Origin of the sequence: Luteimonas terricola, assembly GCF_004352845.1 — a bacterium.
GTDB lineage: Bacteria > Pseudomonadota > Gammaproteobacteria > Xanthomonadales > Xanthomonadaceae > Luteimonas > Luteimonas terricola.
The window spans coordinates 844433-868874 of the sequence record NZ_SJRX01000001.1 but is presented as its reverse complement, the minus strand read 5'-3'; the positions used below and the strand labels follow the sequence as shown (position 1 = coordinate 868874).

Here is a 24442-nt window from a genome sequence, read left to right as displayed (position 1 = left end):
CCCTTGGAGGGCGCCCGGATACTGTGTTGCGGTTCGCCGTGCCGCTGGCGGTCGCCCTGTGCGTGGCGATCCTGGCCGCGCCGGCGATGGCGCGCGAAACCGGCGCGGCCGGACCCATGAAGGAGGCCATGGCGGCCGAGTTCGCGGTGTCGGCCGGGCGCCTGGACGAAGCGGTCGACTGGTATCTGCAGGCCGCGCGGGCCGCGCCCGACGATGCCGCGCTGGCCGCCCGCGCCACCCGCTACGCGCTGATGGGGCGCGACGACCGCGCGCTGAAGGAGGCGCTGGAACTGTGGCGCAAGCGCGCACCCGAAACGCTCGCGATGCGGGCCGCGGACGCCACCCTGGCGCTGCGCACCGGCAAGCAGCGCGCGGCGCGGCGTGGGCTCGAGGCCCTGCTGCGCGACGGCGGCGCCCGCGGCTGGCTGTCGGCCTTCGCCGTCCTCGGCACCGGCAGCCGCGATCCCGCACTGTCGGCGCGGGTGCTGGGCCAGCTGTTCGAGCGCGGCGCCCTGCCCACCGAGCCCATGGCGCTGTCGGCGGCGGGGCAGCTGGCGCTGGGCCTGGGCGACGATGCCCTGTTCGGACGCATCGACGCGGTCGCGCGCGAGCTTCATCCGGACGACCCGGTCATGGGCCTGCTGCGCGTGCGCCACCTGCACCGCACCGGCCGCAGCGGCGAGGCGCGCGAGGTGCTCGATGCGCTGGCCACCGGAGACGCCCTGGCGGGCCCCCGGATCCGCGAGCGGGTGGCGCTGACCTATGCCGAGCTGGGCGACCCTGCTGCCGGTGCGGTCCTGCTCGATGCCGACCCTGCAGCCGCCGGCGACCTGGCCCAGGTGGCGCTGCGCGCCTCGCTGCTGGCAGAGGCCGACGACAAGGACGCACTGGCCGCGCTCTACGCGGGCCTGGCGCAGGGTGCCGGGGTGCCCAACCCCGCGCGTCGGCTGCTGCTGGGCCAGGTGGCCGAGTTCCTGGAGCGGCCGGGCGAAGCCCTGGACTGGTACCGCAGCGTCCCGGGCGGCGAGCAGCGCGCCACCGCGCGGCTGCGCGCGACCAAGGTGCTGCACGATCTCGAGCGCGGCGACGAGGCCTACGAAGCGCTGCGCGCCCTGCAGCAGGACGCCGACGCCGACGAGCGCCTGCGCCGCGACGCCTACCTGATGGAGTCGGAGCTGCGCCGAGAGGACGGCGATGCCGCCGCCGAGCTCGACGCGCTGGCGCGCGGCCTGGCCGCGTTCGCCGACGAGCCGGCGCTGCTGTATTCGCGCGCCCTGATGTGGGAGCGCAACGACGACATCCCCCGCGCCGAGGCCGACCTGCGCCGCATCCTGGTCGCCGACCCCGACAGCACCGCTGCGCTCAATGCGTTGGGCTACACGCTTGCCGACCGCACCGATCGCTATGAAGAGGCCCTGGAGCTGATTGAGCGCGCGCGCATCGCCGAACCGACCAACGCCGCCATCATCGACAGCTACGGCTGGGTGCTGTACCGGCTTGGCCGCCACCAGGAAGCCCTGGTCGAACTGCGCCGCGCCTTCGTGCTGGAGAAGGACGCCGAGATCGCCTCCCACGTCGGCACCGTGCTCTGGCAGCTGGGCCGGCGCGACGAGGCGATGGAGTGGTTCGAACAGGCCCGTGGCATCGACCCCGACAACCGCGCGCTGCGCCGGGCCATGGAGGAGGTCGGCGAATGACGCTGCTGCGGTTCCTGTTCACGCTGGCCTGCGCGGGAGCGCTTGCCGCATGCGCCACGCGGCCGCTGCCACCAGTTGCGCCGCCGCTCCTTGACGCCGCCGACCGGGCCCGCGCCGAAGCCCTGCAGGCCGAGCGCGCGCAGGCACTGGCGACAATGCCGGCCTGGTCGCTGACCGGGCGTGCGGCCATCACCCGCAGCGGCAAGGGCGGCAGTGGCCGGATCGAGTGGCACCAGGACGGCGGGGCCTTCGAAGTCGCGCTGGCAGCGCCGGTGACCCGACAGAGCTGGCGGCTTGCGGTCGATTCCGCGGGCGCCCGGCTCGAAGGCCTGGAAGGCGGCGTCCGCACCGGCCCCGACGGCCAGGCGCTGCTCTTCGAAGCCACCGGGCTTGAAGTGCCGGTCGACGCGCTGGGCGCCTGGCTGCGCGGCCTGCCCGCCGACGAGGCCGTGCACGGGACGGCGCAGTTGGCCTTCGGTGAAGACCTGCTGCCGCTGCGGCTGGAGCAGGCCGGCTGGAGCATCGATTTCCGCGCCTGGCGCGCGGCCGGGGATGGCCGGCCCGGTCTGCCCCTGCGCATCGACGCCCGCCGCGGCGACGCCGGCGTGCGCCTGGTGGTGGACGCGTGGGGCGGGACCGAACGATGACCGCGGCCGCCTGGTCGGCCTGGCCGGCGCCGGCCAAGCTCAACCTCTTCCTGCATATCACCGGGCGCCGCGCCGACGGCTACCACGAGTTGCAGACCGTGTTCCGGCTGCTCGACTGGGGCGACACGGTGCATCTGCGCCCACGCGCCGACGGGCGGATCGTCCGCCACGGCGACGACCTGGCGGCGGTGCCGGAAGCTTCCGATCTCTCGCTTCGCGCGGCAGAAAACCTCAAAAAATCGTTCAACGTCTCCGAAGGTGCCGATATCCGCGTTGAAAAGCGCGTTCCGGCGGGGGGCGGGTTCGGCGGTGGTTCGTCCGACGCGGCCACGGTCCTCATGGCGCTGGACGTCCTCTGGGGCCTGCAGGCCGGGACCGGCGCGCTGGCCGCCATCGGCGCCGGGCTCGGCGCCGACGTGCCGGTCTTCGTCCACGGCCACAACGCCTGGGCCGAAGGCGTGGGCGAGCGCCTGGTTCCCGTGGAGCTTCCGCCGGCCTGGTATCTGATCGCCGATCCCGGCGTCCACGTGGCGACGGCGACGCTGTTCCAAACCCCTGAATTGACGAGGGATGCCCCGCCCGCGACAATAGTCGACTTCGCTTCGGGTGCTCCGCTCGGCAACGTGTTCGAGCCGGTGCTGCGTCGCCTGGAACCGGCCATCGAGGCCACGTTCCAGGCGCTTTCGCGCGCCGGCACGCCACGCCTGACCGGGACGGGCAGCGGTTGCTTCGTCGAGTTCGCCGCGCGCGAGCCCGCCGAGGACGCGCTCGCCAGGCTGCCGCAAGGGCTTCGTGCCCGCGTGGTGGCCGGCGTGTCGCGCTCACCGCTGCTCGATGCACTTGCGGCCAGGTCACCGCAGGGGCGTCGCCAAGTGGCCCAAGGCACCGGGTTTTGATCCCGGCATTCGCAGGTTCGAATCCTGCCGCCCCTGCCAAACACCTTCATCGTCGCAAGCGTCCAGCGGAGTAGTCCCGTGAAAAAGGAAGATGGCAACCTGCTGATCTTCTCCGGCAATGCCAACCGTCCGCTCGCGCTCGCCGTGTGCCGCGAGCTCGGCGTGCGCCCCGGCAAGGCCCTGGTGTCCACGTTCTCCGACGGCGAGGTGCAGGTCGAGATCGAGGAGAACGTGCGCCGCCAGGACGTGTTCGTGGTGCAGTCCACCTGCGCCCCGACCGCCGAGAACCTGATGGAGGTGCTGGCCCTGATCGACGCGCTCAAGCGCGCCTCGGTCAGCAGCGTCACCGCGGTGGTGCCGTACTTCGGCTACGCCCGGCAGGACCGCCGCATGCGCTCCTCGCGGGTGCCGATCACGGCCAAGCTGGCGGCGCGCATGTTCACCGCCGCCGGCGCCGACGGCCTGCTGACCATCGACCTGCACGCCGACCAGATCCAGGGCTTCTTCGACATCCCGGTCGACAACGTCTACGCCTCGCCGCTGCTGCTGGCCGACATCTGGCGCGCGCACGGCACCGACAACATGGTGGTGGTCTCGCCCGACGTCGGCGGCGTGGTGCGCGCCCGCGCGATCGCCAAGCGCCTGGACGACGCCGACCTCGCGATCATCGACAAGCGCCGCCCGAAGGCCAACGTGGCCACGGTGATGAACATCATCGGCGACGTCGCCGGCAAGACCTGCGTGCTGGTCGACGACATCGTCGACACCGCAGGCACCCTGTGCGCGGCCGCCGCGGCGCTCAAGGCGCAGGGCGCCACCAAGGTCGTCGCCTATTGCACCCACCCGGTGCTGTCGGGCGCCGCGATCGACAACGTGAACGCATCCCAGCTCGACGAGCTGGTGGTCACTGATACCATTCCGCTTTCGCAGGCGGCCCACGAGTGCGGCCGCATCCGCCAGCTCGGCGTCGCCGAACTGCTGGCCGAGACCATCCGCCGGATTGCCTTCGGCGAGTCGGTGAGCTCCCTTTACGTGGACTGAGGCCCCCGGGGCCGCGGTCCGACCCGCTTCAACATCGGCTTCCCTGGTCGCGGGGGAGTCACCACCCCGCCGCGAGGCGGACCATCCCAGCAAGTGAGTAAATACCAATGAGCACGAACAAGATCACGGCCGCCAGCCGCAAGGACGAGGGGAAGGGTGCGAGCCGCCGCCTGCGTCACGCGGGCCAGGTCCCGGCCATCGTTTACGGTGGCGACGTCGCCCCGCAGAGCATCCAGCTCGACCAGGAGAAGACCTGGGTCGCCAGCCAGCACGAGTGGTTCTATTCCTCGATCATGGATCTCGAGATCGACGGCAAGGTGCAGCGCGTGCTTCTGCGCGACATGCAGCGCCACCCGTATCGCCAGCTGATCATGCACCTGGACTTCCAGCGCGTGAGCGAGAACGAGGTCATCCGCGTCAGCGTGCCGCTGCACCTGGTCAATGCCGAAACCTCGCCTGCCGGCAAGACCGCGAGCGTGGTCCTGACCCAGGAGCTCAACGAGGTCGAGGTGGCCTGCCTTCCGGGCAAGCTGCCGGAGTCGATCGAAGTCGACCTGAGCAACATGCAGATGGGCGACACCGTGCACCTGTCCGACGTCGTGCTGCCGGAGGGCGTCGAGCTCGTGGCGAAGATCGACGACGAGCACAACCCGGCCGTGGCCGTGGCCCGCCATGCGCGCGTCGAGGCAGAGCCCGAGGCCGATGAAGCCGCTGAGGGCGCCGACGTTCCAGCCGCCAAGCAGGACGCCGAGGAGAAGTAAGGCGCACCGCGCCGGCGCTCCCGTGAACGGGCGCCGGCCGGCGTCGACCCGATGGACGGCCTCCGGCTCATCGTCGGGCTGGGCAATCCCGGTCCCGAGCACGCAAGGACCCGGCACAACGCCGGGTTCCGTTTTGTCGATGCCCTGGCCGAGCGCGAGGGCGAGCGCTTCAAGGTCGACGGCAAGCTCTTCGGCGAGACCGCGAAGCTGCGGATCGCCGGCCACGAGGCCTGGCTGCTGAAGCCGGCCACGTTCATGAACCTCAGCGGCAAGTCGGTGACCGCCGCGCTGCGCTTCTGGAAGATCGAGCCGGAGCAGGCGCTGCTGGTCCACGACGAGCTGGATCTCCCGCCGGGCGCGGCCCGGCTCAAGTTCGACGGTGGCCACGGCGGCCAGAACGGGCTGCGCGACACCATGCGCCTGCTCGGCCACGGCCGTTTCCACCGCCTGCGCGTCGGCATCGGCCACCCGGGGCACAAGGACCGGGTCACCGGCTGGGTGCTGGGGCGCCCCTCGCCCGACGACGACATCCTCATCGGGCGCGCCATCGACGACGCGCTCGACGTGCTGCCGCTGGCCATGGCCGGCGATTTCAACGAAGCCATGAAGCGGCTGCACACCAACAGGGACTGAAACACCATGGGCATCACATGCGGCATCGTCGGCCTGCCGAACGTCGGCAAGTCGACCCTTTTCAACGCGTTGACCAAGGCGGGCATCGCCGCGGCCAACTTCCCCTTCTGTACGATCGAGCCCAACGTCGGCGTGGTGCCGGTGCCGGACCCGCGGCTGAATGCGCTGGCGGAGATCGTCAAGCCGCAGAAGTGCATCCCGACCGCGGTCGAGTTCGTCGACATCGCCGGCCTGGTCGCTGGCGCCGCCAGCGGTGAGGGCCTGGGCAACAAGTTCCTGGCCCACATCCGCGAGGTCGACGCGATCACCCACGTGGTGCGCTGCTTCGAGAACCCCGACGTCATCCACGTCAACAACAAGGTCGATCCGATCGCCGACATCGAGACCATCGATACCGAGCTGGCCCTGGCCGACCTGGAATCGGTGGACAAGGCCCTGCAGCGCGCCGAGCGCTCGGCCAAGACCGGGGACAAGGATGCGAAGGCCCGGGTCGAGGTGTTGGCGCGGGTACGCGCGGGGCTGGACGCCGGTTCCCCGGCGCGCGCGCTGGGCCTGTCCGAGGACGACCGCGCGGCCGTGCGCGACCTGTTCCTGCTCACGCTCAAGCCGGTGATGTACGTCGCCAACGTGCTCGAGGACGGCTTCGAGGACAATCCGCACCTGGACGCCGTGCGGGCGCGGGCGGTGGGCGAGGGCGCCGAGGTGGTGCCGGTCTCGGCCGCCATCGAGGAGGAGCTGAGCCAGCTCGAGGACGCCGACCGCGACGCTTTCCTGGAGAGCCTGGGGCTGGAGGAGCCGGGCCTGAACCGGGTCATCCGCGCGGCCTACCTGCTGCTCGGCCTGCAGACCTATTTCACCGCCGGCGTGAAGGAAGTCCGCGCCTGGACGGTGAAGGGCGGCTCCACCGCGCCGCAGGCGGCCGCGGTGATCCACACCGACTTCGAGAAGGGCTTCATCCGCGCCGAAACCATCGGCTACGACGACTTCATCCGCTACAAGGGCGAGGCCGGCGCGCGCGAGGCCGGGCGGCTGCGGCTGGAGGGCAAGGAATACCGCGTGCAGGAAGGCGACGTCCTGCACTTCCGCTTCAACGTCTGAGTCCGCGGGGCGGCCGGCGCATCCGGCCGCGGCGCGATCGGGCGAAAGCGGTCGCGGACGTTGACAGTCGCGTTCGGGACCGTCAAAATCGCGGGCTGTTTCACCGGTTTGTGTGCTGGAGGGATACCCAAGCGGCCAACGGGGGCAGACTGTAAATCTGCTGGCTTACGCCTTCGGTGGTTCGAATCCACCTCCCTCCACCAGTACATCCCCGGCGCGGGAGTAGTTCAACGGTAGAACCTCAGCCTTCCAAGCTGATGGTGCGGGTTCGATTCCCGTCTCCCGCTCCACCGCGGGGTATCATTGGAACCGCGGCGCCAGGGCACAACTCACGCTCACGTAGCTCAGTCGGTAGAGCACCTCCTTGGTAAGGAGGAGGTCACTGGTTCGATTCCAGTCGTGAGCACCATCTTCGGGTCGCAGCACCACGCGCGGCCCTCCATCCAACCGTTCAACGAGATACGCAATCATGGCCAAGGGTAAGTTCGAGCGCACCAAGCCCCACGTGAACGTGGGCACGATCGGTCACGTGGACCACGGCAAGACGACGCTGACGGCGGCGCTGACGAAGATCGGTGCGGAACGCTTCGGCGGCGAGTTCCACGCCTACGACGCGATCGACAAGGCGCCGGAAGAGAAGGCGCGCGGGATCACGATCTCGACCTCGCACGTCGAGTACGAATCGCCGACCCGCCACTATGCGCACGTCGACTGCCCGGGGCACGCCGACTACGTGAAGAACATGATCACCGGTGCGGCGCAGATGGACGGCGCGATCCTGGTGTGTTCGGCGGCCGACGGCCCGATGCCGCAGACGCGCGAGCACATCCTGCTGGCACGCCAGGTGGGCGTGCCGTACATCGTGGTGTTCCTGAACAAGGCCGACATGGTGGACGACGCCGAGCTGATGGAGCTCGTCGAGATGGAAGTGCGCGAGCTGCTGTCGAAGTACGACTTCCCGGGCGACGACACCCCGATCATCCAGGGTTCGGCGCTGAAGGCGCTGGAAGGCGACCAGTCGGACATCGGCGTGCCGGCGATCATCAAGCTGGTCGAGGCGCTGGACACGTGGATTCCGGAGCCCGAGCGTGACGTGGACAAGCCGTTCCTGATGCCGGTCGAGGACGTGTTCTCGATTTCGGGTCGCGGCACGGTGGTGACCGGTCGCATCGAGCGCGGGATCATCAAGGTGGGTGAGGAAATCGAGATCGTCGGCATCCGTCCGACCGTCAAGACGACCGTCACCGGCGTCGAGATGTTCCGCAAGCTGCTGGACCAGGGCCAGGCGGGCGACAATGCCGGCCTGCTGCTGCGCGGCACCAAGCGCGACGACGTGGAGCGCGGCCAGGTGCTGTGCAAGCCGGGTTCGATCAAGCCGCACACGGACTTCGAGGCCGAGGTGTACGTGCTGTCGAAGGACGAGGGCGGCCGCCACACGCCGTTCTTCAAGGGCTACCGTCCGCAGTTCTACTTCCGCACCACGGACATCACCGGCGCCTGCGAGCTGCCGGAGGGCGTGGAGATGGTGATGCCGGGCGACAACGTGAAGATGGTGGTGACGCTGATCAACCCGATCGCGATGGACGAGGGCCTGCGCTTCGCGATCCGCGAAGGCGGCCGGACCGTCGGCGCGGGCGTGGTTGCCAAGATCATCAAGTAAACCAGCGTATTCCGGCGGCCTTGCCGCCGTGATACGTGCTGCCGTTGATCCGGACCGGTGGTCCGGACAGCGCCAGTGGCCATCGGCTCACGCCGACGGCCGGTGACGACGCCAGGGCGAGTCGGGAGCGGCTCGCCGTTGGCGTCTAAGAGGTGCCAATTTCTTGTACACGCCAGTAGCTCAATTGGCAGAGCAGCGGTCTCCAAAACCGCAGGTTGGGGGTTCGAGTCCCTCCTGGCGTGCCATGCCGCAACGAGGGCGATAGCGACTTGAACAGCAGGGTCGAACAATCCAGGAACCAGGCTTCGGCGACTGACGTCGCCAAGTACGTGGCCGCATCCCTGCTGCTTCTTGGCGGGCTGGTCGCGTTCTACTGGTTCGACGGCCAGTGGCCGACGCCGTTGCGCGTGCTGGCCGTGGTCGGTGGTGCCGCCGCAGCGCTGGTGGTCTTCCTGACCAGCGGCAAGGGCCACCAGACGCGCGAATTTCTCTCCGAGGCCCGCTTCGAGCTGCGCAAGGTCGTCTGGCCGACCCGCCAGGAAGCCATGCGCATGAGCTGGGTGGTGATGCTGGTCGTCGTGCTCATCAGCCTGATGCTGGCGGGCTTCGACCTGGTGATCCAATGGGTCATCCGCCTGCTGCTCGGTAACTGATGGAGATGTCTGAGTCGATGGAAACCGAGATCGTCAAGCGCTGGTACGTGGTCCATGCCTATTCCGGCTTCGAGAAGTCGGTGGCGCAGGCGCTGCGCGACCGCATCGTGCGCATGGAGATGGAAGAGAGGTTCGGCGACGTGATGGTCCCGACCGAGGAGGTCGTGGAGATGCGCTCTGGCCAGAAGCGCCGCTCGGAGCGCAAGTTCTTCCCGGGCTATGTCCTGGTGCAGATCGCGACCCGGGACGAGGACGGCATTCCGCGCATCGACAGCGAGAGCTGGCACCTGGTCAAGGAAACCCCCAAGGTCATGGGCTTCATCGGCGGTACCGCCGCCCAGCCGCTGCCGATCCGCGACGATGAGGCCGACGCCATCCTCGCCCGCGTGCAGGAAGGCGTGGAGAAGCCCCGTCCGAAGGTCCTGTTCGAGGCCGGCCAGATGGTCCGCGTCGTCGACGGCCCCTTCAACGACTTCAACGGCGTGGTCGAGGAAGTCAACTACGAGAAGAGCCGCCTGCGCGTGGCCGTGCTCATCTTCGGCCGCTCGACCCCGGTCGAGCTGGAGTTCGGGCAGGTCGAAAAGGCCTGAGCCCGCCCCTTGGCGGCATGATCCGGAAGCTGCTATAGTACGCGGCTTCCTGCCCTGAAATCGGGCAAAACGCATTGGCCGCCGCCCTGGCGGCCTTTGCGCGTGACGACGCGATACCGGGACGCGTATGCATTCCCGGCCCGATGGGGAGCCTGACAGGCGCTCGCACCCGGAGAGGACACATGGCAAAGAAAGTCATCGGCTACATCAAGCTGCAGGTCAAGGCAGGCCAGGCGAACCCCTCGCCGCCGGTCGGTCCTGCCCTGGGCCAGCGCGGCCTGAACATCATGGAGTTCTGCAAGGCGTTCAACGCCGCCACGCAGAAGCTCGAGCCCGGTCTGCCGACCCCGGTGATCATCACCGCGTACTCGGACCGCACCTTCACCTTCATCACCAAGTCGACCCCGGCCGCGGTGCTGCTGAAGAAGGTCGCCGGCGTGCAGAGCGGCTCCAAGCGCCCCAACACCGAGAAGGTGGGCAAGGTCACCCGGGCCCAGCTCGAGGACATCGCGAAGATGAAGGAAGCCGACCTGACGGCGGCCGACCTGGACGCAGCGGTTCGCACCATCGAGGGCTCCGCCCGCTCGATGGGCCTGACGGTGGAGGGCTGAGGACATGGCACTGACCAAGCGACAGAAGAGCAGCCAGGCCGCGGTCGTCCCCGGCAAGGCCTACGCCATCGACGAAGCGCTGAAGATCGTCAAGGACAACAGCAAGGCCAAGTTCGTCGAAGCCATCGACGTGGCCGTGCGCCTGGGCGTCGACGCCCGCAAGTCGGACCAGCAGGTCCGCGGTTCGACCGTGCTGCCACAGGGCACCGGCAAGACCGTGCGCGTGGCGGTGTTCGCCCCGGCCGGTGCCAAGGCCGAAGAGGCCCTGGCCGCCGGTGCCGACGCCGTCGGCATGGACGACCTGGCCGAGAAGATGCAGGGCGGCGACCTCAGCTATGACGTCGTCATCGCAACCCCGGACGCCATGCGCGTGGTCGGCAAGCTCGGCACGCTGCTCGGCCCGCGTGGCCTGATGCCCAACCCGAAGGTCGGCACCGTGTCGGCGAACCCGGGCGAGGCGGTCAAGAACGCCAAGGGTGGCCAGGTCCGCTACCGCACCGACAAGGCCGGCATCATCCACTGCACCATCGGCAAGGCCGACTTCGAGTCGGGCCGCCTGAAGGAAAACCTGCAGGCGCTGCTGATGGACCTGGTCAAGGCCAAGCCGGCCACCGCCAAGGGCCAGTACCTGCAGAAGGTTTCGGTCAGCTCGACCATGGGCCCCGGCGTCGCCGTGGACCAGTCGACGCTGGTGCTCAAGTAAGAAGGTTTTGAGGGCATCGCCAAGGGCGCAAGCCCGAGGCGGGGCCGTCAAAGACCGCAGGCGCGGCCTGCGTGGCAGCGACGACGGGCAGGGATGCTCGAACTGGCATGGATTCGCCGTCGTTGCCGCCGCAGGGCGCTTAATCCTCGAACCGCGGGAGCGGCGACGGGCCTGCGCAGATGGTTGCCGACCCTCCAGAAGATCAGGGCTTCATCGATCCAGACGGAAAACGGCCACCAACGGGATGCCGCTTGCGGCGTCCCCGGCACCAAGGGACTGGTGTCGACAAAGGACCGGCCCGGCGCGGATGCGCCAGGCCGGATTGCGAAGTACGGAGGAAGTGCAATGGCTCTCAATCTGAACCAGAAGAAGGAAGTCGTTGCCGAACTGGCCGAGGTCGCCGCTACGGCGCACTCGCTGGTTGCCGCGGAGTACGTGGGCCTGACCGTCGAGCAGTTGACCAGCATGCGAAAGAAGGCGCGCGCCGAAGGCGTGTACCTGAAGGTCGCGAAGAACACCCTGGTCTCGCGTGCAGTCGAGGACACCGATTACGCCATCGTCAAGGATGAGCTGACCGGTCCCCTGCTGTATGCCTTCTCGAAGGAAGACCCCGGCGCCGCCGGACGCCTGATCAAGGAGTTCGCCAAGGCGAACGACAAGCTGAAGCCGCGCCTCGTGGCGATCGGCGGGCAGAAGTACCCGGGCTCCCATGTGGATGTCCTGGCTTCGCTCCCGACGCGTGACGAAGCGCTGTCGATGCTGCTCAGCGTCATGGTCCAGCCCGCCACCATGCTGGTGCGCGTGCTGGCCGAGCCGGCGACGCAGGTCGCCCGCGCCACGAGCGCGATTGGCCAGCAGAAGGCGGCTTGAGGCAACAACAGTTCGGTCGACAACCGACCACAGACGTTTTCCAACATTAGATAACCAGAGGTATCGAGATGTCCCTTTCCAACGAGCAGATCATCGAAGCGATCAGCAGCAAGACCCTCATCGAGGTGATGGAGCTGGTCAAGGCGATGGAAGAGAAGTTCGGCGTGTCCGCCGCCGCCCCGGTTGCCATGGCTGCCGGTCCGGCCGCCGCCGCCGCCCCCGCCGAAGAGCAGACCGAGTTCAACGTCACCCTGAAGTCGGCCGGCGACAAGAAGGTCGAGGTCATCAAGGTGGTCCGCGCGATCACCGGCCTGGGCCTGAAGGAAGCCAAGGACCTGACCGAAGCCGGTGGCGTGGTCAAGGAAGGCGCTTCGAAGGAAGAAGCCGAGAAGGTCAAGAAGGACCTGGAAGCGGCCGGCGCCACGGTCGAAGTCAAGTAAGCGTTGTCGCGTCGCCTGCGTCACGAGGCGACCACGAGGCTGGGGGCGTAAGCCCCCGGCCTTCGGCCGTTGTAGCGGCTGGATAGAACCGACACCGAGTCGGCAGTTGGAAGTAGCAGGAGAAGGCGTGCTGGTGCCGGCAATACCAGCAACTTCCAACTGGCGGTTCATTGTTCCCCCTGGGTCGCGCCGCGCGCGGCCCGCAGATGCCAAAGGCGGTAGCTCCCCATGACGACGTCATATTCGTTCACCGAGAAGAAGCGCATCCGCAAGGATTTCGGCAAGCGCCGTTCGATCCTCGAAGTGCCGTTCCTGCTTGCCATCCAGGTCGACTCGTACCGCGAGTTCCTGCAGGCCGGCAAGGATCCCGCGCGTCGCGAGGACCGTGGCCTGCACGCCGCCCTCAAATCCGTGTTCCCGATCACCAGTTACAACGGCTACGCAGCGCTGGAGTATGTCGGCTACAAGCTCGGCACCCCGGTGTTCGACGAGCGCGAGTGCCGCCAGCGCGGCATGAGCTACGGCGCCCCGCTGCGCGTGACCGTGCGCCTGGTGATCTACGACCGCGAGTCGTCCAGCAAGGCCATCAAGTACGTGAAGGAGCAGGAGGTCTACATGGGCGAGATCCCGCTCATGACCGACAACGGCACCTTCATCGTCAACGGCACCGAGCGCGTCATCGTCTCGCAGCTGCACCGCTCGCCGGGCGTGTTCTTCGACCATGACCGCGGCAAGACCCACAGCTCGGGCAAGCTGCTGTACAGCGCCCGCGTCATTCCCTACCGCGGCTCCTGGCTGGACTTCGAGTTCGACCCGAAGGACGCGCTGTTCACCCGCATCGACCGCCGCCGCAAGCTGCCGGTCAGCGTGCTGCTGCGCGCGCTGGGCTACTCCAACGAAGAGATGCTCCACGAATTTTTCGAGATCAACCATTTCCACATCGATCCCGAGGAAGGCGTGCAGCTGGCGCTGGTGCCCGATCGCCTGCGCGGCGAAACCCTCGACTTCGACCTGGCCGACGGTGATCGCGTCATCGTCGAGGCCGGCCGCCGCATCACCGCGCGCCACGTCAAGCAGCTGACCGACTCCGGCATCGAAGCCCTGGCCGTGCCCGACAGCTACCTCGTCGGCCGCGTGCTCTCGCACGATGTCATCGACGCCGCCACCGGCGAGCTGGTGGCCTCGGCCAACGACGAGATCACCGACGAGATGCTGGAGGCCCTGCGCAAGGCCGGCGTCGACGCGGTGGGCACCATCTGGACCAACGACCTGGATCGTGGCGCCTACCTGTCCAACACCCTGCGTATCGACGCGACCAAGACCCAGCTCGAGGCCCTGGTCGAGATCTACCGCATGATGCGTCCCGGCGAGCCGCCGACCAAGGATGCCGCGCAGAACCTGTTCCACAACCTGTTCTTCACCTTCGAGCGCTACGACCTGTCGGCCGTGGGCCGGATGAAGTTCAACCGCCGCATCGGCCGCAAGGACGCCACCGGTGCACCGGTGCTGTACGACGCGCGCTATTTCGCCGAGCGCAAGGACGACGACTCCGCCCGCCTGCGCGAGCAGTGCGGCGACAGTTCCGACATCCTCGACGTGCTGAAAGTGCTGACCGAGATCCGCAACGGTCGCGGCGTGGTCGACGATATCGACCACCTCGGCAACCGCCGTGTGCGCTCGGTCGGCGAGATGGCCGAGAACGTGTTCCGCGTCGGCCTGGTGCGCGTGGAACGCGCGGTGCGCGAGCGCCTGACCATGGCCGAGGCCGATGGCCTGACGCCGCAGGAGCTGATCAACGCCAAGCCGGTCGCGGCGGCGGTGAAGGAGTTCTTCGGTTCGTCGCAGCTGTCGCAGTTCATGGACCAGAACAACCCGCTGTCCGAGGTCACCCACAAGCGCCGCGTGTCGGCCCTTGGGCCGGGCGGCCTGACCCGCGAGCGCGCCGGCTTCGAGGTGCGCGACGTGCACCCGACCCATTACGGCCGCGTCTGCACCATCGAGACCCCGGAAGGCCCGAACATCGGCCTGATCAACTCGCTGGCCGTGTTCGCGCGCACCAACAACTACGGCTTCCTCGAGACGCCGTACCGCAAGGTCGTGGACGGCAAGGTCACCGACGACGTCGAGTTCCTCTCGGCGATCGAGGAGAACGAGTACGTCATCGCGCAGGTGAACGCGCCGCAGGACGAGAAGGGCAAGCTGGACGCGCCGTTCATCGCCTGCCGCTTCCAGGGCGAGAACCTGCTCAAGCCGCCGAGCGAGATCCACTACATGGACGTCTCGCCGATGCAGACCGTGTCGGTCGCGGCGGCGCTGGTGCCGTTCCTCGAGCACGACGATGCCAACCGCGCGCTGATGGGCGCCAACATGCAGCGCCAGGCCGTGCCGACGCTGCGCAGCGAGAAGCCGCTGGTCGGCACCGGCATCGAGCGCGCCGTGGCGCGCGACTCGGGCGTGACGGTGAACGCGCGCCGCGGCGGCGTGATCGAGCAGATCGACGCCGGCCGCATCGTGGTCAAGGTGTTCGAGGACGAGATCTCCGGCGAGACCGATGCCGGCGTCGATATCTACAACCTGATCAAGTACACGCGCTCCAACCAGAACACCTGCATCAACCAGACCCCGCTGGTCAACGTGGGCGACGTGGTCGCGCGCGGCGACGTGCTGGCCGACGGTCCCTCGACCGACATCGGCGAGCTGGCCCTGGGCCAGAACATGCTGGTCGCGTTCATGCCGTGGAACGGCTACAACTTCGAGGACTCGATCCTCCTGTCCGAGCGCGTGGTCAAGGAAGACCGTTACACCACGATCCACATCGAGGAGCTCACCGCCGTCGCCCGCGACACCAAGCTGGGCCCGGAGGAGATCTCCGCCGACATCCCGAACGTCTCCGAACAGGCGCTCAACCGCCTCGACGAGTCGGGCGTGGTGTACATCGGCGCCGAGGTCCGCGCCGGCGACATCCTGGTGGGCAAGGTCACGCCCAAGGGCGAAAGCCAGCTGACCCCGGAAGAGAAGCTGCTGCGCGCGATCTTCGGCGAGAAGGCCTCGGACGTTAAGGACAGCTCGCTGCGCGTGCCGCCGGGCATGGACGGCACCGTCATCGACGTGCAGGTCTTCACCCGCGACGGCATCGAGAAGGACAAGCGCGCCAAGCAGATCGAAGAAAGCGAGATCAAGCTCGTCAAGAAGGACTTCGACGACCAGTTCCGCATCCTCGAGGGCGCGATCTACGCCCGCCTGCGCGAGCAGCTGCTGGGCAAGGTCGCCAACGGCGGCCCGGGCGTCAAGAAGGGCGATACCGTGTCCTCGCTGGTGCTTGACGGCCTGAAGAAGTCCGACTGGCTGCAGCTGCGCATGAAGGACGACGCCGTCGCCGACGCGATCGAGCGCGCCGCCAAGCAGATCCAGGTGCACGAGGAAGAGTTCGAGCGCCGTTTCCAGGACAAGCGCGGCAAGATCACCCAGGGCGACGACCTCGCCCCGGGCGTGCTGAAGATGGTGAAGGTGTACCTGGCGGTGAAGCGCCGCATCCAGCCGGGCGACAAGATGGCCGGCCGCCATGGCAACAAGGGCGTGGTCTCGACCATCGTGCCGGTGCAGGACATGCCGCACATGGCCAATGGCGAGACCGTGGACATCGTGCTCAACCCGCTGGGCGTGCCGAGCCGCATGAACATCGGCCAGATCCTCGAGGTCCACCTGGGCTGGGCCGCCAAGGGCCTGGGGCAGAAGATCGACCGCATGCTGCAGGCGCAGGCCAAGGTCGCCGAGCTGCGCAAGTTCCTCGACCAGATCTACAACCACGACGACAAGCTGCACGGCCAGCGCGTCGACCTCAAGCAGTTCTCCGACGAGGAGCTGCTGGTGCTGGCGAAGAACCTGACCGGCGGCGTGCCGATGGCCACCCCGGTGTTCGACGGCGCGGAGGAGGCCGAGATCAAGCACATGCTCGAACTCGCCGACCTGCCGACCAGCGGCCAGGCGCAGCTGTACGACGGCCGCACCGGTGATGCCTTCGAGCGCAAGGTGACCGTGGGTTACATGCACATGCTGAAGCTCAACCACCTGGTCGACGACAAGATGCACGCGCGTTCGACCGGTCCGTACTCGCTCGTTACCCAGCAGCCGCTGGGCGGCAAGGCGCAGTTCGGCGGCCAGCGCTTCGGCGAGATGGAGGTCTGGGCCCTGGAAGCCTACGGCGCGGCCTACACCCTGCAGGAAATGTTGACGGTGAAGTCCGACGACGTGCAGGGCCGCAACCAGATGTACAAGAACATCGTCGACGGCGAACACGAGATGGTCGCGGGCATGCCCGAGTCCTTCAACGTGCTGGTCAAGGAAATCCGCTCGCTCGCGATCAACATGGAGCTGGAAGAGAACTGAGGACGCAGCCCGGGGCAGGGCGCGCCTGACGCGCCCGCCACCGGAAAGCACCGCAGCCCCGTCCTCGATTCCCGATCCCGGAGAAACACATGAAAGACCTTCTGAACCTGTTCAACCAGCAGCGCCCGACGCTCGACTTCGACGCGATCAAGATCGCGCTGGCCTCGCCCGACCTGATCCGTTCGTGGTCGTTCGGCGAGGTGAAGAAGCCCGAGACCATCAACTACCGCACCTTCAAGCCCGAGCGCGACGGCCTGTTCTGCGCCGCCATCTTCGGGCCGGTGAAGGACTACGAGTGCCTGTGCGGCAAGTACAAGCGCATGAAGCACCGCGGCGTGGTGTGCGAGAAGTGCGGCACGGAAGTGACCCTTGCAAAGGTGCGCCGCGAGCGCATGGGCCACATCGACCTGGCCAGCCCGACCGCGCACATCTGGTTCCTCAAGTCGCTGCCCTCGCGCATCGGCCTGATGCTCGACATGACCCTGCGCGACATCGAACGCATCCTGTACTTCGAGGCGTTCGTCGTCACCGAGCCGGGCCTGACCCCGATGGAGCGCGGCCAGCTGCTCAATGAAGAGCAGTTCATGCAGATGCGCCAGGAGCACGGCGACGACTTCGACGCCGCCATGGGCGCCGAGGCCGTGTTCGACCTGCTGCGCACGATCGACCTGCAGGCGGAGATGGTGCGCCTGAAGGAAGACGTCGCCGCCACCGGTTCGGAGACCAAGCTCAAGCGCCTGACCAAGCGCATCAAGCTGGTCGAGGCCTTCCTCGAGTCGGGCAACCGCCCCGAGTGGATGGTCATGACCGTGCTGCCGGTGCTGCCGCCGGACCTGCGCCCGCTGGTTCCCCTGGACGGTGGCCGCTTCGCGACCTCCGACCTGAACGACCTGTACCGCCGCGTCATCAACCGCAACAACCGCCTGCGTCGCCTGCTCGAACTCAACGCGCCCGACATCATCGTGCGCAACGAGAAGCGCATGCTGCAGGAGTCGGTCGACGCCCTGATGGACAACGGCCGCCGCGGCCGCGCCATCACCGGCACCAACAAGCGCCCGCTCAAGTCGCTGGCCGACATGATCAAGGGCAAGCAGGGCCGGTTCCGCCAGAACCTGCTCGGCAAGCGCGTCGACTACTCGGGCCGTTCGGTGATTGTGGTCGGCCCCACGCTGCGCCTGCACGAGTGCGGCCTGCCGAAGAAGATGGCGCTGGAGCTGTTCAAGCCCTTCATCTTCGCCAAGCTGCAGCGCCGTGGCCTGGCCACGACGATCAAGGCCGCCAAGAAGCTGGTGGAGCGCGAAGAAGCGGAAGTCTGGGACATCCTGGAAGAAGTGATCCGCGAGCACCCGGTGCTGCTCAACCGCGCGCCGACGCTCCACCGCCTCGGCATCCAGGCGTTCGAGCCGGTGCTGATCGAGGGCAAGGCCATCCAGCTGCACCCGCTGGTCTGCACCGCGTTCAACGCCGACTTCGACGGCGACCAGATGGCGGTCCACGTGCCGCTCTCGCTGGAAGCCCAGCTGGAAGCGCGCGCGCTGATGATGTCGTCCAACAACATCCTGTCGCCCGCCAACGGCGAGCCGATCATCGTGCCGTCGCAGGACGTGGTGCTGGGCCTGTATTACATGACCCGCGCACTGGAGAACACCCCGGGCGAGGGCATGGCGTTCGCCAACGTCTCCGAGGTCAAGCGTGCCTACGACAGCAAGGTCGCGGGCCTGCATGCCAAGGTGAAGGTGCGCATTGACGGGACGGTGATCGACGAGGACGGCAACCCGCAGAAGAAGACCTCGATCGTGGACACCACGGTCGGTCGCGCGCTGCTGGCCGAGATCCTGCCCGAGGGCCTGCCCTTCGCGCTGGCCAACGTCGAGCTGACCAAGAAGAACATCAGCCGCCTGATCAACTCCTGCTACCGCATGCTCGGCCTGAAGGACACGGTCGTGTTCGCCGACAAGCTGATGTACACCGGCTTCGCGTACGCCACGCGCGCCGGCGTGTCGATCGGCATCGACGACATGACCATCCCCGACGAGAAGAAGGGCATCCTCGCCGAGGCCGAGGCCGAGGTGCTGGAGATCCAGCAGCAGTACCAGTCGGGCCTGGTCACCGCCGGCGAGCGCTACAACAAGGTGGTCGACATCTGGTCGCGCACCAACGAACGCGTCGCCCAGGCGATGATGAAGACCATCGGTACCGAGATCGTGACCAACGCCAAGGGCGAGAAGGTCGAGCAGAAGTCGATGAACTCGGTCTTCATCATGGCCGACTCCGGCGCCCGTGGTTCGCAGGCGCAGATCCGCCAGCTGGCGGGCATGCGCGGCCTGATGGCCAAGCCCGACGGCTCGATCATCGAGACTCCGATCACCTCGAACTTTCGCGAGGGCCTGAACGTCCAGCAGTACTTCATCTCGACCCACGGTGCCCGAAAGGGCCTGGCGGACACCGCGCTGAAGACCGCGAACTCCGGCTACCTGACCCGTCGCCTGGTCGACGTGGCGCAGGACGTGGTGATCACCGAGACCGACTGTGGCACCCATGACGGCCTGACCATGACCCCGATCGTGGAAGGCGGCGACGTGGTCGAGCCGCTGAAGGACCGCGTGCTGGGCCGCGTCGTGGCCGAGGACGTGTTCCTGCCCGGCAACGATGACGAGCCCGTCGTGACCCGCAACACCCTGCTCGACGAGGCCTGGGTGCAGAAGCTCGAGGACGCCGGCGTGCAGACCATCCAGGTCCGCTCGACGATCACCTGCGAGTCCTCGTTCGGCGTGTGCGCGCACTGCTACGGTCGTGACCTTGGTCGTGGCCACCTGGTCAACCACGGCGAGGCCGTGGGCGTGGTCGCCGCGCAGTCGATCGGCGAGCCGGGTACCCAGCTGACCATGCGTACGTTCCACATCGGTGGCGCGGCCTCGCGTGCGGCGGCGATCGACAACGTGACCGTGAAGACCACCGGCTCGGTGAAGTTCAACAACGTCAAGTCGGTGTCGCACGGCGATGGACACCTGGTCGGCGTGTCGCGCTCGGGCGAGATCTCGGTGCTCGACCAGCACGGCCGCGAGCGCGAGCGCTACAAGCTGCCCTACGGCGCGACCATCAACGCGAAGGACGGCATGGCGGTCAAGGCCGGCCAGACCATCGCGACCTGGGACCCGCACACCCATCCGATCGTGTCGGAAGTGAAGGGCGTGGTCCGCTTCGTCGACTTCATCGACGGCGTCACCGTGATCGAGAAGACCGATGACCTGACCGGCCTGGCCTCGCGCGAGATCACCGATCCCAAGCGCCGCGGCTCCCAGGGCAAGGACCTGCGTCCGCTGATCCGCATCGTCGATGCGAAGACCGGCGAGGGCCTCAACATCCCGGGCACCGACCTGCCGGCGCAGTACATGCTGCCGCCGCGCTCGATCGTCAACATGCAGGACGGCGACGCGGTGGGCGTGGGCGACGTGGTGGCCAAGATTCCGCAGGAAGCCTCCAAGACCCGCGACATCACCGGCGGCCTGCCGCGCGTGGCCGACCTGTTCGAGGCGCGCAAGCCCAAGGACCCGGCGATCCTCGCCGAGAAGTCGGGCGTGGTCAGCTTCGGCAAGGACACCAAGGGCAAGCAGCGCCTGATCATCAAGGGTGCCGATGGCGACGACCACGAGGAGCTGATCCCGAAGTACCGCCAGATCATCGTGTTCGAAGGCGAGCACGTGGAGAAGGGCGAGACCGTGGTGGACGGCGAGCCGAGTCCGCAGGACATCCTGCGCCTGAAGGGCGTCGAAGAGCTTGCGTCGTACCTGACCAAGGAAATCCAGGACGTTTATCGCCTGCAGGGCGTGAAGATCAACGACAAGCACATCGAGGTGATCGTTCGCCAGATGCTGCGCAAGGTCGAGATCACCGACGCCGGCGACAGCCGCTTCCTCAATGGCGAGCAGGCCGAGCGCCAGCGCGTGATCGAGGACAACGAGAAGCTGAACGCCAAGGGCGAGCTCCCGGTGTACTTCGCCCCCGTGCTGCTGGGCATCACCAAGGCCTCGCTGGCCACCGAGTCGTTCATCTCGGCGGCCTCCTTCCAGGAGACCACCCGCGTGCTGACCGAGGCGGCCGTCCGCGGCACCCGCGACGGCCTGCGCGGCCTGAAGGAGAACGTGATCGTCGGCCGGCTGATCCCAGCGGGCACCGGCATGGCGTACCATACGCAGCGCCGCAAGAACGCCTCGGGGCTGACCGAGTCCGAGATGGATGCCCTGTCCGGGGTCACCGTGGCAGAGTCCGTCGCCGAGGAAACGGCGCCCGTCGAGGGGGGCGATGCTCCTCCGGCCCAGGGCGCCGAAGACTGATCCACCGTTAGTGACGGCCCCACGGGGCCGTCCCAGATTCCGAAATGAGGTGCCATGGAGGCGCCTCGTGTTCGGCCCAGGAAGGGCGGGAAAGAAGACTGCGGCCCAGGCCGCGCTCCGGGTACCGGGGCGTCGCCTGCCCGGTCATCGCATGCGTTGACGCTGGTCGTCGGCGCAGGCTATACTTTTCCGTCTCGGCAGGCTGGGTTCATTCCGCCTGCCTTCGTTTTCATACACCACCGCGGGCCCCGCGCCCGGAAGCAGAAGACCCGACACCGATGGCAACGATCAACCAGCTTGTGCGCAAGCCGCGCAGCCCGGAAACCTACCAGAGCAACTCCCCCGCGCTGCAGAACTGCCCGCAGCGTCGCGGCGTGTGCACGCGCGTGTACACCACCACCCCGAAGAAGCCGAACTCGGCCCTTCGCAAGGTGGCCAAGGTGCGCCTGACCAACGGCTACGAGGTCATCTCCTACATCGGTGGCGAAGGCCACAACCTGCAGGAGCACTCGGTGGTGCTGATCCGCGGCGGTCGCGTCAAGGACCTCCCGGGCGTGCGCTACCACACCGTCCGTGGCTCGCTCGACGCCGCCGGCGTCGCCAAGCGCAGGCAGGCCCGCTCCAAGTACGGCGCCAAGCGTCCGAAGGGCTGATCCGCTCCTGTCCCTGGATTGTCCCGCCCTTCGAACCAGATACTGAAAAGGCACAAGAACAATGTCGCGTAAAGGAAACACCCCGCAGCGCTCGGTGCTGCCCGACCCGAAGCATGGCAGCGAGACGATCGCCCGCTTCATCAACATGGTCATGTACAGCGGCAAGAAGTCCGTCGCCGAGAAGATCGTCTACGGCGCCATGGACGTCATCGGCGAGAAGAACCCGAACCCGCTGGAAGTCGTCGAGAAAGCGCTTGGCAACATTTCGCCGTCGGTCGAGGTGAAGTCCCGCCGCGTTGGCGGCTCCACCTACCAGGTGCCGGTCGAAGTGCGTCAGTCGCGCCGCATGGCGCTGGCGATGCGCTGGCTGATCGATGCCGCCCGCAAGCGCGGCGAGAACAGCATGCCGCGCAAGCTTGCCGGCGAGCTGATCGACGCATCCGAGAGCCGCGGTGGCGCGATCAAGAAGCGCGAGGAAACGCACCGCATGGCCGAGGCCAACAAGGCTTTCGCGCACTACCGCTGGTAACGGCACCAGGCCGCGCGCAGCGCGCCGGCCCGATCAACGCGTAGCCGGGTGCCGCCGCAGGGCGGCATTCGGCCATCCGGAACCAATTCCGCACGTCCGCGTCTGCGGACAACATATAGAGAGACCGCCGTGGCCCGCACCACTCCCATCGACCGCTACCGCAACTTCGGCATCATGGCCCACATCGATGCCGGCAAGACCACCACGTCCGAGCGCATCCTGTTCTACACCGGTGTCAGCCACAAGCTGGGCGAAGTGCACGACGGCGCCGCGACCATGGACTGGATGGAGCAGGAGCAGGAGCGTGGCATCACGATCCAGTCGGCGGCCACCACCGCCTTCTGGTCGGGCATGGACAAGTCGCTGCCGCAGCACCGCTTCAACATCATCGATACCCCCGGGCACGTCGACTTCACCATCGAGGTCGAGCGCTCCCTGCGCGTGCTCGACGGCGCCGTCTTCGTGCTGTGCGCCGTCGGTGGCGTGCAGCCGCAGTCCGAGACCGTGTGGCGCCAGGCCAACAAGTACCAGGTGCCGCGCATGGCGTTCGTCAACAAGATGGACCGTACCGGCGCCAACTTCGACAAGGTCGTTGGCCAGCTGAAGTCGCGCCTGGGCGCGAGCCCGGTGCCGATGCAGGTGCCGATCGGCGCCGAGGACGGTTTCGAGGGCGTCGTCGACCTGCTGAAGATGAAGGCGATCCATTGGGATACCGCCTCGCAGGGCATGGTGTTCGAGTACCGCGAGATTCCGGCCAGCCTGGCCGACAAGGCCATCGCGGCGCGTGCCTTCATGGTCGAATCGGCGGCCGAGGCCACCGAAGAGCTGATGGACAAGTACCTCGAGGGCGGCGAGCTCAGCCAGGAAGAAATCGTTGCCGGCCTGCGGTTGCGCACCCTGAACGTCGAGATCGTGCCGGTGTACTGCGGCACCGCGTTCAAGAACAAGGGCGTGCAGGCGATGCTCGACGGCGTGATCCAGCTGCTGCCGTCGCCGCTCGACCGTCCGGCGGTGCAGGGCATCAACGAGAGCGAGCAGACCGAGACCCGCCCGGCGGAGGACAAGGCACCGTTCTCGGCGCTGGCGTTCAAGATCATCACCGACCCCTTCGTCGGTTCGCTGACCTTCTTCCGCGTCTACTCGGGCGTGCTCAACGCCGGCGACCAGGTCTACAACCCGATCAAGTCGCGCAAGGAGCGCATCGGCCGCCTGCTGCAGATGCATTCCAACGACCGCAACGAGATCAAGGAAGTCCGCGCCGGTGACATCGCCGCCGCCGTAGGTCTGAAGGACGTGTCCACCGGCGATACGCTGTGCGCCCAGGACGCGATCATCACGCTCGAGCGCATGATCTTCCCGGAGCCTGTCATCTCGATGGCCGTGGAGCCGAAGACCAAGTCGGACCAGGAAAAGATGGGTGTCGCGCTCGGTCGCCTGGCGCAGGAAGATCCCTCGTTCCGCGTGCGCACCGACGAAGAGTCCGGCCAGACCATCATCGCCGGCATGGGCGAGCTGCACCTGGACATCCTTGTCGACCGCATGAAGCGCGAGTTCAACGTCGAGGCCAACGTCGGCAAGCCGCAGGTCGCCTACCGCGAGACCATCCGCAAGACGGTGAAGTGCGAAGGCAAGTTCGTGCGCCAGTCGGGCGGCAAGGGCCAGTTCGGTCACGTGTGGCTCGAGATCTCGCCGCAGGAGCCGGGTACGGGCTACGAGTTCGAGAACGCGATCGTTGGCGGCGTGGTGCCCAAGGAATACATCCCGGCCGTCGACAAGGGTATCCAGGAAGCGGTCGCCAACGGCATCCTTGCCGGCTACCCGATCGTGGACGTCAAGGTGAAGCTGTACGACGGTTCGTACCACGAGGTCGACTCGTCGGAAATGGCGTTCAAGATCGCCGGTTCGATGGGCTTCAAGGAAGGCTTCAGCAAGGCCAGCCCGGTGCTGCTCGAGCCGGTAATGAAGGTCGAGATCGTCAGCCCCGAGGATTACCTGGGCGACGTGATGGGCGACGTCAGTCGTCGTCGCGGCATCCTCCAGGGCCAGGACGACAGCCCGACGGGCAAGATCATCAATGCGATGATCCCGCTGGGCGAGATGTTCGGCTACGCCACCAGCCTGCGCTCGATGTCGCAGGGTCGCGCCACCTTCACGATGGAATTCGACCACTATGCGGAAGCGCCGTCGAACATCGCCGAAGAAGTGGTGAAGAAGAAGTAAGCGGCGCCAGAGACGGCGAC

19 protein-coding genes and 5 tRNA genes are annotated in these 24442 nt (G+C 67.5%); all 24 read left to right on the top strand.

What is annotated here, in order from left to right; translation table 11 throughout:
• Window positions 1-86 precede the first annotated feature (86 nt).
• The 24 genes from E2169_RS04080 to fusA all read left to right on the top strand — a co-directional run bounded on the left by E2169_RS04080 (window position 87) and on the right by fusA (window position 24422).
• Entirely contained in the window at window positions 87-1697 is a 1611-nt protein-coding gene (locus tag E2169_RS04080) for a tetratricopeptide repeat protein (protein ID WP_308422599.1), read from the top strand.
• Window positions 1694-2344, top strand: coding sequence for a lipoprotein insertase outer membrane protein LolB (gene lolB / locus E2169_RS04075; protein ID WP_132985290.1), 651 nt, complete (start codon window positions 1694-1696; stop codon window positions 2342-2344). The genes E2169_RS04080 and lolB overlap by 4 nt, the downstream gene beginning before the upstream one ends.
• Window positions 2341-3240, top strand: a complete 900-nt coding sequence (gene ispE, locus E2169_RS04070; RefSeq protein WP_132985289.1) for a 4-(cytidine 5'-diphospho)-2-C-methyl-D-erythritol kinase — start codon at window positions 2341-2343, stop codon at window positions 3238-3240. The genes lolB and ispE overlap by 4 nt, the downstream gene beginning before the upstream one ends.
• A tRNA-Gln gene (locus tag E2169_RS04065) sits at window positions 3203-3279 on the top strand. Before ispE ends, E2169_RS04065 begins: the two co-directional genes overlap by 38 nt.
• A 39-nt stretch (window positions 3280-3318) precedes the next feature.
• A complete protein-coding gene (locus E2169_RS04060; protein ID WP_132985288.1) occupies window positions 3319-4281 on the top strand; it encodes a ribose-phosphate diphosphokinase in 963 nt (320 codons plus the stop codon).
• Between the two features lie 107 nt (window positions 4282-4388).
• Complete coding sequence (locus E2169_RS04055; RefSeq protein ID WP_132985287.1) at window positions 4389-5042, top strand: 50S ribosomal protein L25/general stress protein Ctc; 654 nt, start codon at window positions 4389-4391, stop codon at window positions 5040-5042.
• A gap of 51 nt (window positions 5043-5093) precedes the next feature.
• The gene (pth, locus tag E2169_RS04050) at window positions 5094-5675 is read left to right on the top strand and encodes an aminoacyl-tRNA hydrolase (RefSeq protein ID WP_132985286.1); all 582 of its coding nucleotides are present in this window, start codon (window positions 5094-5096) and stop codon (window positions 5673-5675) included.
• A 6-nt stretch (window positions 5676-5681) separates the two neighbouring features.
• Window positions 5682-6773 carry a redox-regulated ATPase YchF gene (gene ychF / locus E2169_RS04045; RefSeq protein ID WP_132985285.1) on the top strand — a complete coding sequence of 364 codons (1092 nt, stop codon included), beginning with the start codon at window positions 5682-5684 and terminating at the stop codon, window positions 6771-6773.
• 117 nt (window positions 6774-6890) lie between these two features.
• Window positions 6891-6976, top strand: a tRNA-Tyr gene (locus tag E2169_RS04040).
• A gap of 13 nt (window positions 6977-6989) precedes the next feature.
• Window positions 6990-7063: transfer RNA gene (locus E2169_RS04035), tRNA-Gly, on the top strand.
• Window positions 7064-7106: 43 nt separating this feature from the next.
• A tRNA-Thr gene (locus E2169_RS04030) sits at window positions 7107-7182 on the top strand.
• Between the two features lie 60 nt (window positions 7183-7242).
• Window positions 7243-8433 carry an elongation factor Tu gene (gene tuf / locus E2169_RS04025; RefSeq protein WP_132985273.1) on the top strand — a complete coding sequence of 397 codons (1191 nt, stop codon included), beginning with the start codon at window positions 7243-7245 and terminating at the stop codon, window positions 8431-8433.
• Window positions 8434-8602: 169 nt separating this feature from the next.
• Window positions 8603-8678: transfer RNA gene (locus E2169_RS04020), tRNA-Trp, on the top strand.
• Window positions 8679-8702: 24 nt separating this feature from the next.
• Window positions 8703-9086, top strand: a complete 384-nt coding sequence (gene secE / locus E2169_RS04015) for a preprotein translocase subunit SecE (RefSeq protein ID WP_132985284.1) — start codon at window positions 8703-8705, stop codon at window positions 9084-9086.
• Between the two features lie 17 nt (window positions 9087-9103).
• On the top strand, window positions 9104-9676 hold the full coding sequence (nusG, locus tag E2169_RS04010) for a transcription termination/antitermination protein NusG (RefSeq protein ID WP_132985283.1): 573 nt from the start codon (window positions 9104-9106) through the stop codon (window positions 9674-9676).
• 182 nt (window positions 9677-9858) lie between these two features.
• Window positions 9859-10287, top strand: a complete 429-nt coding sequence (gene rplK, locus E2169_RS04005) for a 50S ribosomal protein L11 (protein ID WP_132985282.1) — start codon at window positions 9859-9861, stop codon at window positions 10285-10287.
• A gap of 4 nt (window positions 10288-10291) precedes the next feature.
• Window positions 10292-10990 (top strand): 50S ribosomal protein L1, encoded by a 699-nt coding sequence (gene rplA, locus E2169_RS04000; RefSeq protein ID WP_132985281.1) that lies wholly within the window; start codon window positions 10292-10294, stop codon window positions 10988-10990.
• Between the two features lie 345 nt (window positions 10991-11335).
• On the top strand, window positions 11336-11860 hold the full coding sequence (rplJ, locus tag E2169_RS03995; RefSeq protein ID WP_132985280.1) for a 50S ribosomal protein L10: 525 nt from the start codon (window positions 11336-11338) through the stop codon (window positions 11858-11860).
• Between the two features lie 68 nt (window positions 11861-11928).
• A complete protein-coding gene (rplL, locus tag E2169_RS03990; RefSeq protein ID WP_132985279.1) occupies window positions 11929-12300 on the top strand; it encodes a 50S ribosomal protein L7/L12 in 372 nt (123 codons plus the stop codon).
• Window positions 12301-12528: 228 nt separating this feature from the next.
• Entirely contained in the window at window positions 12529-16686 is a 4158-nt protein-coding gene (gene rpoB, locus E2169_RS03985) for a DNA-directed RNA polymerase subunit beta (protein ID WP_132985278.1), read from the top strand.
• 89 nt (window positions 16687-16775) lie between these two features.
• Entirely contained in the window at window positions 16776-21020 is a 4245-nt protein-coding gene (rpoC, locus tag E2169_RS03980; RefSeq protein WP_132985277.1) for a DNA-directed RNA polymerase subunit beta', read from the top strand.
• Window positions 21021-21298: 278 nt separating this feature from the next.
• A complete protein-coding gene (gene rpsL, locus E2169_RS03975) occupies window positions 21299-21673 on the top strand; it encodes a 30S ribosomal protein S12 (protein ID WP_132985276.1) in 375 nt (124 codons plus the stop codon).
• 61 nt (window positions 21674-21734) lie between these two features.
• Window positions 21735-22202, top strand: coding sequence for a 30S ribosomal protein S7 (rpsG, locus tag E2169_RS03970; RefSeq protein WP_132985275.1), 468 nt, complete (start codon window positions 21735-21737; stop codon window positions 22200-22202).
• 129 nt (window positions 22203-22331) lie between these two features.
• Entirely contained in the window at window positions 22332-24422 is a 2091-nt protein-coding gene (gene fusA / locus E2169_RS03965; protein ID WP_132985274.1) for an elongation factor G, read from the top strand.
• Window positions 24423-24442: the final 20 nt, after the last annotated feature.